The organism is Paenibacillus sp. MMO-177 (assembly GCF_037147795.1).
GTDB lineage: Bacteria > Bacillota > Bacilli > Paenibacillales > Paenibacillaceae > Pristimantibacillus.
This window is the reverse complement of record NZ_JBBCUR010000001.1, coordinates 1,109,706-1,121,195: the sequence shown is the minus strand read 5'-3', so window position 1 is coordinate 1,121,195 and position 11,490 is coordinate 1,109,706. Positions and strand designations below refer to the sequence as shown.

The window sequence follows — 11,490 nt, the reverse complement described above, 5'->3', positions numbered from 1 at the left end:
AGCATTATGTATTTGGCTATACGGGAAATGAGATTTGCTAAAGTCCGCTATACGCTTATCGCAACGATTATGCTGCTGGTCTCTTTTCTGGTCCTGTTCGTTACCGGACTCGCGCGGGGACTCGCTTATGACAATGCGGCATCCATAGAAAATATGAACGCTACGCATTTTATAATGGAGAAAGATTCCAATCATCGGTTTACAAGGTCGCAGGTCGGGGCGGAGGTTCTGGAGAAGGCACAGACGATTGCCGGCAAGAATAATGCGCAGCCGCTTGGCGTCCGGATGGCAACCGTAACTACGGGAGGAAATAAGCTGGATGTAACGCTGCTTGCCGTGGATCCCGAAGGCTGGCTTACGCCTCCTGCAGTTGAGGGAAACGCCCTTGCAGAGGCTGGCGCCGGTTCGGTATTGGTCGACAGCAAATTAAAGGATTCGGGAGTCCGCATCGGTTCAACGCTTGTTGATCAGGCCTCCGGCATGAAATGGACGGTTGGCGGATTTGTGAGCCGGGAATCGTTCAGCCATTCCCCGGCCGTATTCCTAAGCGAGCATGATTGGCAGCAGCTTCAGCTGTTATCGGCGGCCAGAAGCGGGATGGCGACTGACACGACTTATAACGCCATAGCGGTCAAAGCCGACAAACAGCAGGCAGAGCGCCTCGCAGCAGCATTGCCGGGTAACGAGATCGTCGCAAAATCGGAGGCTGTCTCGGCAATTCCGGGCTATAAAGAAGAACAGGGTTCGTTAATGATGATGATTGTGTTTCTGTTTGTCATTTCGGCGTTTGTCCTGGCGGTATTCTTTTATGTCATCACGATCCAAAAGAGCAGCCAATTCGGCATCTTGAAGGCTATCGGTACACGCGCCGCTTACCTTGCCGGAAGCGTGGCCTTGCAAGTGCTGCTCTTATGCGTGGGAAGCCTGACCGTTAGCGTGCTTCTGGTTCAGGCACTGGAAGCGGTATTGCCAAGCGGCATGCCGTTTCAGCTTCCTGCCTCTACGCTTGCACTTACAAGCGGTGCTTTTATAGCTATGTCGCTGGCTGGCTCTTTGCTTTCCGTGTGGAAAGTGAACAGAATAAACGCCTTGGATGCAATAGGGAGGACGGCAGCATGAGACAACGGATCGTTTTGCAAAAAATTACGCATTCGTTCGAGGACGGCGGTATGCAGCGCTTAGTTCTGGATAACTTAAATCTAAGTGTTGCGGAAGGCGAGCTTGTTGCGGTAATGGGGCCGTCCGGCTCCGGGAAAAGTACGTTTCTCTCCATTGCGGGAGCGCTTCTTGAACCAACAAGCGGCGATGTGCTGGTGGACGGACAATCGGTCATCGGCAAAGCTCATCAGGAGCTGTCGGACATGAGGCTTCATAAGCTTGGGTTTATTTTTCAAAGCGCCAATCTGATTCCATATTTGAAAGTGGAAGAGCAGCTGCTGTTCGTGGCGAAGCAGGGAGGCATGGACAAAGCGAAGGCAACGGGCAAGGCGAGAGAACTGCTTCAGAAGCTGGGCCTGGCCCACCGCCGCAGCGCCTATCCGGAGAAGCTGTCCGGCGGCGAACGCCAGCGCGTCGCAATCGCCAGAGCGCTAATGAATGATCCGGCCGTTCTGCTTGCGGACGAACCAACGGCAAGCCTCGACGCAAGCCGCGGGATGGATGTTGTGCGCATGATCGCGGGCGAGGCCAAGGAGCAGGGGAAGGCCGCCATTATGGTCACTCATGACGAACGGGTTCTTCCGTTATGCGACCGTGTTTTGTATCTGGAGGAAGGGCATCTGGTTGAGCATTAGTTCATTTGTTCTGGTGTTTGCATGAATACAGTGCGAGTTAACGGAGTGTGAGCTACGTTGGAATTCATCCAGTAAAAGGTGCTGATTTAGCTTGGGAACATGTGCTACGTTGGAATCTATGCAGGATAATCAGTCTATTTGGGTGTTATATGCTCCATTTCCGCAATTTTTACTGGAACAAATCCAACGTAGCTAAGGCACCGGCTCATTCCAGGCTCTTTTTACTGTAGCGAATCCAATGTACAAGGCTCTGGGGGTTCGTTATACCCCAAAGCCTTTTAATTTGAACCTTTTTCGCTGTTGCGCTCGTTCTATTCCATATGGTAATTTCTGAGAATGGGAGGGCGTGGCGTTAATGCTGAACAGAGGATTGAAAATAACCGGTATCGTTCTATTTATTGTATTAGCTTTTGCAGGTTTAATCGTATGGAAATACGATTTTCCGAAGAAGATAAAGCTTACTTATCCTGCAGTGGAGTTCCGACCAGGAGATCCGTCTACGGTCGATAAAACGACGGTGATGGTAAAAGGAACTTTGCACCGGAAGCTGTTTCGTAATCAGAGTTTTACGGGAAAGATTGAGATTGCGAAGTATGACGTGACGAAAGCGAATATGATGCGAACCACTTTTTATGAAGATACAAAAAGTGGTTGGGGAGTTACGGTTTATCTTGATAGCACCCACGATGCAACTACAGGAGCTCTCAAAGCTTGGAATATTGTGCAGTTCAGTTCAATCTGGAAAACAGGCGAATTCGAAAGCTTAAAGCTGCTGCTGTTTGAACCGGTTGGGGCTGCGTCAGGCCAAGGCAAAGATCTCCAAATCCTGGCTCCGGCCACGGATTATGATAGCGCCCTTGCTCTTTCCGAGCAGTATAAAGAGCGGGGGCAATACTAGTCCCATGCCAAAATAGAGCGAAGCTTGCGTTTGCCGTTCGGGCATCCCGCAAGCTTCGCTCTTGTTTGTTTCCCGGCTATTTGCTACAATATTAATTGTAGTTTAGTAAATTTATTAACTAAATTTATAACGAATGAGGCATTTATGGCTACGATTAAACAAATTGCAAGCGAAGCGGGCGTCTCGCCTGCGACGGTATCCCGGGTGCTGAATAATGATTTGTCGCTGAGTGTCAGCGAAGAGACGCGCAGCCGCATCTTTAGTATTGCCGAACAGCTGCAATATAAGCCGGCACGCCTCAAGCGAATGAAACAGGATCAGCTGCTCTCCACGATAAAGGTTGGCCTCGTCATGTGGTCCACGCTTGAGGACGAGCATAGCGATCCGTACTTTGGCGCCATTCGGCGCGGCATTGAAACCCGATGCGAGGAGCTTGGCATCGCAATCGATAAGGTTATCCGCGGTGTTCTGAAGTCCGAGCTGACACCGCTTTCAGAGCTGGACGGTCTTATCGTGGTGGGCTCCGTTGACGAACAAGAGATTCACCGGCTTTATCCGCGCAAGGACAGAATCATTTTCGTCAATCACGACCAGACGCCGGATGATTGCGATTCGGTTCAGCTTAACTTCGGTCAGGCGATGAAGGAAGTGCTTCGTCATTTGTACGAGCTGGGGCATACGGAGATTGGCTTTATCGGAGGCAGTCCGAATCCTATCCTGAATCGCGAAGAGGGACAACATGAGGACCCGCGGACAAGACTGTTCGCCGAGCTGCAGCAGAAGAGGGGCTTTTATAAACCGGAGCTGATGTATTTGGCTGATTGGTCGTCGAATGGCGGGTATGAAGTTATGCTTCGGATGCTGGACGACGGGTACCGGCCTACTGCCTGTTTTGTTGCCAGCGACCCGATGGCGGTTGGCGCGCTTCGCGCCCTTCATGAACGAGGTCTTCGCGTTCCAGAGGATATGGCGGTCATCGGCTTCGACGATATTGAGGTATCCGCCTTCCTTACGCCGCCGCTTACAACCGTGCGCGTCCATACCGAGCTGATGGGCCGGACGGCCGTGCAGCTGCTGCTTGAACGAGTAGAAGGAAGAGAAATCACTTCGCATATTACGATTAATACGAAATTGATCGTTCGGGAGAGCAGCGGAACAAGCAGGTAAATTTTTTATTGCATTTATGAGGAGGAACACGACAATGGCTATTATTTACGATCAGGAATCCCGCGTATTTCATCTGCAATCCAAAAATACAAGCTACGCGTTTCAAATTCTGAAGCAAGGTTATCCCGCCCACATCTATTGGGGCAAGAAGGTAAGAGGCTTGCAGCTTAACCGCCTGCTCCAGATCAAAGAAAGAGCTTCGTTCAGCCCGAATCCGGACCAGAACCAGCTGGATCTGTCGCTTGATGCTTTGCCGCAGGAGTATCCTTCCTATGGAGCAACCGATTTCCGTTCGCCGGCCTACCAAGTGAAGCTGCCTAACGGCTCGACGATTCTGGAATTGACATACCATTCCCATGAAATCTACAGCGGGAAAAAGAAACTCGAAGGCCTGCCGGCTGTTTATGTCGAGTCGGACTCGGAAGCGCAGACGCTTGAGCTGACGCTGAAGGACGACCTGACCGGACTTACGGCGGTATTGTCCTATACCGTGTTCGAGGATCATGATGCGATTACGCGTTCCGTGAAGTTCATTAATAACGGCGAGATGACGCTGGATCTTCAGCGCGCGCTTAGCATGAGCGTGGATTTTGTCCATGATCGTTTCGAAATGCTGCAATTGTCCGGCGCATGGGCTCGCGAGCGTTACGTGCACAAGCGGAAACTTGAGCCAGGCATGCAATCCGTCGAGAGCCGCCGCGGTTCCTCCAGCCATATGCAAAACCCGTTCCTCGCCCTGCTAAGCGAAGGCGCAACCGAAGACCATGGCGATGTTTACGGCGTGAACCTTGTATACAGCGGCAGCTTTATTGCGGGCGTCGAAGTCGACCAATACCACTCGTCGCGTTTGTTTATCGGCATTAATCCATTCGACTTCAACTGGAAGCTGGAAGCAGGAGCGCAGTTCCAGACGCCGGAAGCGGTTATGGTCTTCTCGCCTGACGGACTTGGCGGCATGTCCCGCATTTACCACGAGCTTTATCGCACAAGACTGGTTCGCGGGGAATTCCGCGACAAGACCCGTCCGATCCTCGTCAACAACTGGGAAGCGACGTACTTCAACTTCAACGCGGACAAAATCGAAGCGATCGCTACGGCGGGCAAAGAGCTTGGCATCGAAATGTTCGTGCTCGACGACGGCTGGTTCGGCAAACGCAATAACGATACAACGTCGCTTGGCGACTGGTTCGTTGACCGGAACAAGCTGCCGAACGGACTCGAGGATCTGGTTGCCCGGGTAAAACGTCTCGATATGCAGTTTGGTCTCTGGTTCGAGCCTGAAATGATCTCGCCGGAGAGCGAGCTGTACAAGGCGCATCCGGACTGGTGCCTCCATGTGGAAGGCCGCCGCAGATCGCAAGGCCGCAATCAGCTCATTCTCGACTTCTCCCGCCAGGATGTTAGAGACTACATCGTGAAGACGGTATCGGATATCCTGTCGAGCGCGCCAATCACGTATGTAAAATGGGACATGAACCGCAACATGACGGAGATCGGTTCCGCTCTCCTGCCGGCTGACCGCCAGCGCGAGACGGCTCACCGCTACATGCTGGGACTGTATGAAGTGCTCGAGACGATTACATCGTCGTTCCCGCACATTCTGTTCGAGAGCTGCTCGGGCGGCGGCGGACGTTTCGATCCGGGCATGCTGTATTACATGCCGCAGACTTGGACCAGCGATAATACCGACGCGGTATCCCGTCTGAAAATCCAGTACGGCACAAGCATCGTTTATCCGGTCAGCACGATGGGCGCCCATGTGTCGGCGATTCCTAACCATCAGGTTGGCCGTAACGCATCCTTGGAAACTCGCGGCAACGTAGCTTTGTCAGGCAACTTCGGCTATGAGCTGGACCTCACCGTGTTTACGGATGAAGAAAAAGAAGCCGTGAAGAAGCAGGTTGCCCTGTACAAAGAGGTTCGTCCTCTGGTGCAATTCGGCGACTTCTACCGTCTGCTCAGCCCGTTTGAGGGCAACGAGACGGCTTGGATGTTTGTCTCCAAAGACAAGAGCGAAGCGTTTGTCGTTTACGTGTCCGTTCTTCAGGAAGCGAACGCTAAGCTGGACCGCCTCCGCCTGAAAGGGCTTGATCCGAACCGCGATTACGCATTGGACGGAGAAGAAGGCGCATTCGGCGGCGACGAGCTGATGCATGCCGGCATTCAGGCACCTCTGTTCCATGGCGATTATTCGAGCAAGGTATTCCGTTTCCGCGCGGTAAAATAAATGGTAAAAATCCTGAAAGGGCGGAAGCTCCTTTCAGGATTTTTTTGTAACGATAAAAAAAGGTTAAATTTTACTGGCAAGCATATTTATAGGCCTGCGCTCGAGTACAATAGAAGGAAGAGAATAAGAGCCGAAGGAGGTTAGGAGGCAGGTGAACATTCGTATCCGCAGCTATTCGCTAGATCGGATTTTTACTATTAAAAGCCTTGCAGCCTTGTTGATTGCTTTTATGTTGGCCCCTTTGATTTTAACCTTTCATGCCATCCTTCAGCATCGCTATTCGCAATCCGTCATTGAAGACCATATTTACGCCCGGCAAGGCTACCGGATTACGGGACAGCAGCAGTCGGTGAAGCTGGAATTTCGGATTGATCCGGCCTATATCCCGAAGAAGCAAGGCGATGTGTTTGAGCTGCACAAGCTTATCTATAACCGCAATCATACGAAGATCTACCTGGAGACGGTTGCCTGGTACAACCCTCCTCAGAATTCGGACAATATTTATATCGAGTTGAAGTTTGATCCCACTTATTTGTACAGCAAAGGCAGCTTTGTAACCGACGCGATCTTTAATGAAGATCATTCCTTCAGCAACGTTTTGTTTATGCCGGACTATTATGCCGATAACCGCATTAAGCTTCCGATTAACGACGGTAACAGCAGAAGCTCTGTGTTTATTCCCGCCCGGCAGCTTGCCGGTCTTGAAGGCGGATTAACGCTGAAGTTTGAAGGATTTAACCTGGTTAAATACGAACGGGAGTAAGGAAGGATGGGCTTCTAGCCCCGTGGTGCTCCCTAGTTGTTTGAAATGCAACATATTTTACTAAATTAGCTGATCAACAGAGATATGTTGCACAATATGCAGGATATCTGCCCCCAAAGCATTAAAATGGAGGCAAATGGTCGAATATACTGTAAAAAATGCATCGGAGCGGCGGTTCCAGCTCGATTTTGCCGAATTATACTGCATTTCATACAATTTGCTAGGAGAACATCATGAGTATGGAAGGAGAGAGTCGAATGATCATCCAACGGTTAGAACTCTTTACACATCTCTTACCTGAGCAAAAGAGCTTTTATACCGGGTTGCTGGGCATGCCATTAATCGAGGAAGCAGAGGACTCCTTTACCGTGCGGGCAGGCCATACGCAGTTAACGTTTAAGCAGGCTAACGAAAGCAAAGTCTATCATTTTGCCTTTAATATTGAAGAGAATAAGCTGGAGTCGGCGGTTCGCTTTGTGCGTGAACGGACCGGGACGCTTAGCGACGGTCAGGATGAGATTTTTCATTTTGAAGATTGGAACGCCCATGCCTGTTATTTCCACGATGCCGCGGGCAATATCGTAGAATTTATTGCAAGGCATAACCTGGCTAGCCAAGCCGAGGGACCGTTCTCCATCCATGATGTGATAGGCATTAGCGAGCTGGGGATGCCGGCAGCAGCCGTGCCGGAGGTTGTTCGATATTGTCGGGATGAGCTGGGGCTTGACCCATGGCGCGGCAACGGCATTAGCTTCCAACCAGTCGGAGATGAGCATGGCCTGTTTATCGTGGCCTCCCAGGATCGGTCCTGGTTTCCCACGCAGACTCAAGCGGAGGCTGCTCCGTTTATCGTCACGATAGCGGGATCGCAAGACCGGAGATCCGTCATCCCCGGCTATCCTTACGAGATCATAACCGTAAGCCAATAGGGCATAGCCGAGTACGTTGGATTCAACCCAGTGAAATGAAGATAAAAGGAAAGATACCAGAGACTACGTTGGATTCACTCCAGTATAAGACTCAAAAATAGGCCAATATCGTCAACAAGGAGCGCATTATACTGTAGACAATCCAACGTAGACCGAGCTGCCGGCCAAAAACGGCCTGTATACTGTAGACAATCCAACGTAGACTGAGCTGCCGGCCCAAAAAACGGCCTGTTTACTGTAGACAATGTCAGCCCTGTTCCCGGGACAGGGCTTTTCCCATGCCCATTCCCTCATTGAAATTGCTTCTTGTATTCGCTGGGCGGAATGCCAACGGTGCTGCGGAAAATCCGGCTGAAGTAGAGCGGGTTGTCATAACCGACAACCGCCGCGACCTCCTTCACGTGAAGCGAAGATTCCGACAGCAGTTTTTTCGCTTCGTTTATCCGAATCTCGGTAATATATTTCATCGGCGTCATGCCGGTTACTTCCTTGAACTTGTGAATAAAACGGAATACGCTCAAGGAGCATTCGCCCGCCAGATCGGAGATACTTAAGGAATCGCTGTATTTTTCATGGATATAGGCAATCATCTGATTAATGTCGGGATGCCGTCCCTGCCCCGGCTCTTCCGCCGTTTGCAGCCTTCTGCCAAGCAGCGTAAGCATCTCGAGCAGATAGGCGTTCACCATATGACTGCCCAGCGGCCGGTGACTGTTCAGCTCTTGGATGATTTTTTTGAACAAAGCGGTTACTTCGTCCATCATGCCAATCGTGTGAACCGGCTGCTTCAGCAGGCCGAATTGCCGCAGGTAATCATAAGCGCTGTACCCGGTAAAATGAATCCAATACACCTCCGTGCCGTCCTCGGCCTGATAGCTGTAATGCTGCGGCTGCCCCGGCGTGTAAACGACAAGACTGCCGCTTGCAACCTCGATCGTCTCGTTATCGTTCGCGAATCGGAAGCGCCCTTTGCCGCCCGTTATATAGATCAGTTGAAAATCTACCCGCCCATGCTCGCGATGGCGGGACAGGCTTCTTGTCTGGAGCCTTTGGTAGCCGCACCAGTTGACGGCCAGAAATTGCTCTTTATCCTCAATTCCGCGCTCCTGCCAGCTGTGGGCATCACCGGATATACTGATCACAAGCTCACGCTCCCGGAACAACAATTTTGTGTATGTTTACAGCAATTTGATTCATTCTATATTCCCTATTATAGCTCTATAATCTAGGTGAATCGCAATTAAGGGAATGCGAAAGGGGAAAGCAGATGAACAAGGGGCGTATCATTAACCGTATCAATTTGAATTGGAAATTTCACAGAGGCGATGAGCCGCGTGCCTGGTATAAAGGCTTCAACGATTCCAATTGGCGTCAGGTTACTCTTCCTCATGACTGGTCGGTCGCAGAGCCGTTCTCGGAGGAGCATTCCAGCGGAACAGGCTATCTGCCGGGCGGCATCGGCTGGTACAGAAAAGCGATAACTTTCCCTTCCAATCTTCAAGGCAAGCGTGTTTACATCACTTTTGAAGGCGTTTACAACAATTCGCAGGTATGGTGCAACAGTTATTATATCGGAAAACGGCCTTACGGCTATAGCTCTTTTACTTATGATATAACGGAATTTGTCTCGTTTGGAGACCAGGAAACAATCATTTCGGTAAAGGTTGACCATAAGGATATTGCCGATTCCAGATGGTTTACCGGTTCGGGCATTTACAGGGATGTATTCGTGACGGTTACCGATCAGGTTCATATCGATACGTACGGCGTGTTTGTGACAACGCCCGTCGTAACGAAAGAGCAGGCCGAGGTAGCCGTTAGCGTGAAAGTGGCGAACGGTTCTGCCAAGGATGAGCTGGTAGAAATAAAGAACACTCTCCTGGATCATGCGGGGCAAGTGGTTCAGACCGTGCGCGGCAGCCTTGCCGTGCCTGGCGATTCCTCGAAAGAAACGGAGCAGACGCTGATCCTTGCAAGTCCAAAGCTTTGGTCGCCGGACAATCCTTATCTCTATACGGTCAGAACGGAGATCCTGCGGGACGGCGAGCTGATCGATCATGTCGAGACGCCTGCTGGTATCCGCTGGTTTGAGTTTGATCCGGCAAACGGCTTCTTCCTTAATGGCGTGAATATGAAAATGAAGGGCGTATGCGTGCATCACGACGCAGGCGCTTTAGGCGCAGCCGTTCCGGCCAAAGTCTGGGTCCGCCGGCTTGAGGCGCTGAAGGAAATGGGCTGCAACGCGATCCGGATGAGCCATAATCCGCCGGCTTCCAATCTGCTGGATCTTTGCGATCAAATGGGCTTCCTTGTTATTGACGAGGCGTTTGACGAATGGGAGGGCGTGAAGAACAAATGGTCGACGGGTCATAACGTGTATCCGCCGAAGCATTTTGGCTATTACGAGGATTTCCCGCAATGGGGCGAGATCGACTTGAAGGAAATGGTGCAGCGCGACCGCAACCATCCGTCGATCATCATGTGGAGTATCGGCAATGAAGTGGATTATCCGAATGACCCGTATTGCCATCCTTATTTCGAGACGATGACCGGCAACAACGATGCCAACAAACCGGCTGCGGAGCGTCAATACGATTCGAATAAGCCAAATGCGGAACGTCTCGCGGTTATCGCCAGAAAGCTTGCGAAAGCGGTTAAGGAGTGCGATACGACTAGGCCGGTAACGGCTGCGCTTGCTTTTCCGGAGCTGTCCAACCTGACCGGTTACGCCGAAGCGCTCGACATCGTCGGGTACAACTACAAGGAGCATCTGTACGAGGAGGATCTCCGGAAATTCCCGGACCGGGTAACCTACGGCAGCGAAAACGGCTCCAGCCTGCAGGCCTGGCTGGCGGTTCGGGATAACGATGCGATCAGCGGGCAGTTCATCTGGACCGGCATCGACTATTTGGGCGAAGCCAAAGGCTGGCCCGTGCGCGTAGCCGGAGCCGGGTTTATGGACACGGCGGGCTTCAGGAAAACCAGCTATTATTACCGCCAAAGCTTGTGGAGCGATAAGCCGGTTATTTTCCTCGCCGCAATGAAGACGGAGGACTCCGAGAAGGGCTCGAGAAGATGGACCGGCGGCGTGCCGAATTGGAATTGGGAAACGGGTGACCAGCTGAAGGTAAGCTGTCATACGAACTGCGAAGAGGCGGAGCTGTTCCTGAACGGCCGGTCGCTTGGCGTGAAGAAGCTGGCGGATGCGCCGGAGCTGTACCTGTCTTGGGAGACCGCTTATGAAGAAGGAACGTTGGAAGCGGTGGCGAAAGGGAAAGATGGCGGGACGCACTCCTATGTCCTTAACACGGCAGCCGAGGCGGCTCAGCTGCAGCTGCAGGCGGATGCGTCCGAGCTTCAGGCCGACGGGCTGGATGTAGCGCATATCGAAATTCAGATTACGGATGGCGAGGGTCGTCCCGTGTATCTGGCCGAGCATCCGATTGCTCTGACGATAGAAGGTCCGGGAGAAATCATAGGGATGGAGAATGGCGATATTCAGGACCTTGAGCCATTCAGCTCGCGGATACGCAAAGCTCATCGCGGCAAGCTTCTCGCTTATGTACGAGCAGCAACCGAAGCCGGGGACATTGTTGTCACGGCAGCGGCGGAGGGACTGAAAGCCTCCAAGGTAACGATTAAAGCAATCGACGTCACGGAAGCCGTACGCGTAAGCGGGCAAGATCACCAGCAATTTAAATCCTAGGAGGCTA

9 protein-coding genes are annotated in these 11,490 nt (G+C 51.8%); 8 read left to right on the top strand and 1 reads right to left on the bottom strand.

All coding sequences use genetic code 11. The annotated features are described in order from the left end of the window. Positions 1-6 precede the first annotated feature (6 nt). The 7 genes from WFK81_RS04985 (at position 7) to WFK81_RS04955 (ending at position 7,777) form a co-directional block, all read left to right on the top strand. The gene (locus WFK81_RS04985; protein ID WP_336785319.1) at positions 7-1,119 is read left to right on the top strand and encodes an ABC transporter permease; all 1,113 of its coding nucleotides are present in this window, start codon (positions 7-9) and stop codon (positions 1,117-1,119) included. Further along, the gene (locus WFK81_RS04980) at positions 1,116-1,793 is read left to right on the top strand and encodes an ABC transporter ATP-binding protein (RefSeq protein WP_336785318.1); all 678 of its coding nucleotides are present in this window, start codon (positions 1,116-1,118) and stop codon (positions 1,791-1,793) included. Before WFK81_RS04985 ends, WFK81_RS04980 begins: the two co-directional genes overlap by 4 nt. Before the next feature lie 355 nt (positions 1,794-2,148). Beyond that, on the top strand, positions 2,149-2,691 hold the full coding sequence (locus WFK81_RS04975) for a hypothetical protein (protein WP_336785317.1): 543 nt from the start codon (positions 2,149-2,151) through the stop codon (positions 2,689-2,691). 144 nt (positions 2,692-2,835) lie between these two features. Further along, positions 2,836-3,858 (top strand): LacI family DNA-binding transcriptional regulator, encoded by a 1,023-nt coding sequence (locus tag WFK81_RS04970; protein ID WP_336785316.1) that lies wholly within the window; start codon positions 2,836-2,838, stop codon positions 3,856-3,858. 34 nt (positions 3,859-3,892) lie between these two features. After that, the gene (locus WFK81_RS04965; RefSeq protein ID WP_336785315.1) at positions 3,893-6,085 is read left to right on the top strand and encodes an alpha-galactosidase; all 2,193 of its coding nucleotides are present in this window, start codon (positions 3,893-3,895) and stop codon (positions 6,083-6,085) included. A 151-nt stretch (positions 6,086-6,236) separates the two neighbouring features. Further along, positions 6,237-6,848, top strand: a complete 612-nt coding sequence (locus tag WFK81_RS04960; RefSeq protein WP_336785314.1) for a hypothetical protein — start codon at positions 6,237-6,239, stop codon at positions 6,846-6,848. Between the two features lie 332 nt (positions 6,849-7,180). Beyond that, positions 7,181-7,777, top strand: a complete 597-nt coding sequence (locus tag WFK81_RS04955) for a VOC family protein (RefSeq protein ID WP_336785313.1) — start codon at positions 7,181-7,183, stop codon at positions 7,775-7,777. 290 nt (positions 7,778-8,067) lie between these two features. On the opposite strand, the gene WFK81_RS04950 is transcribed toward WFK81_RS04955, so the two are convergent. Continuing rightward, the gene (locus tag WFK81_RS04950) at positions 8,068-8,919 is read right to left on the bottom strand and encodes a helix-turn-helix domain-containing protein (RefSeq protein WP_336785312.1); all 852 of its coding nucleotides are present in this window, start codon (positions 8,917-8,919) and stop codon (positions 8,068-8,070) included. A gap of 125 nt (positions 8,920-9,044) precedes the next feature. On the opposite strand from WFK81_RS04950, the gene WFK81_RS04945 reads away from it, so the two are divergent. Next, positions 9,045-11,483: a glycoside hydrolase family 2 TIM barrel-domain containing protein gene (locus tag WFK81_RS04945; RefSeq protein ID WP_336785311.1), complete on the top strand. Its 2,439-nt coding sequence runs from the start codon at positions 9,045-9,047 to the stop codon at positions 11,481-11,483. Positions 11,484-11,490: the final 7 nt, after the last annotated feature.

Bases quoted from the DNA above. Each gene is read 5' to 3' on its own strand.
- WFK81_RS04985 (WP_336785319.1), top strand. From the start codon at position 7: ATGTATTTGGCTATACGGGAAATGAGATTTGCTAAAGTCCGCTATACG.
- WFK81_RS04980 (WP_336785318.1), top strand. From the start codon at position 1,116: ATGAGACAACGGATCGTTTTGCAAAAAATTACGCATTCGTTCGAGGAC.
- WFK81_RS04975 (WP_336785317.1), top strand. From the start codon at position 2,149: ATGCTGAACAGAGGATTGAAAATAACCGGTATCGTTCTATTTATTGTA.
- WFK81_RS04970 (WP_336785316.1), top strand. From the start codon at position 2,836: ATGGCTACGATTAAACAAATTGCAAGCGAAGCGGGCGTCTCGCCTGCG.
- WFK81_RS04965 (WP_336785315.1), top strand. From the start codon at position 3,893: ATGGCTATTATTTACGATCAGGAATCCCGCGTATTTCATCTGCAATCC.
- WFK81_RS04955 (WP_336785313.1), top strand. From the start codon at position 7,181: ATGCCATTAATCGAGGAAGCAGAGGACTCCTTTACCGTGCGGGCAGGC.
- WFK81_RS04945 (WP_336785311.1), top strand. From the start codon at position 9,045: ATGAACAAGGGGCGTATCATTAACCGTATCAATTTGAATTGGAAATTT.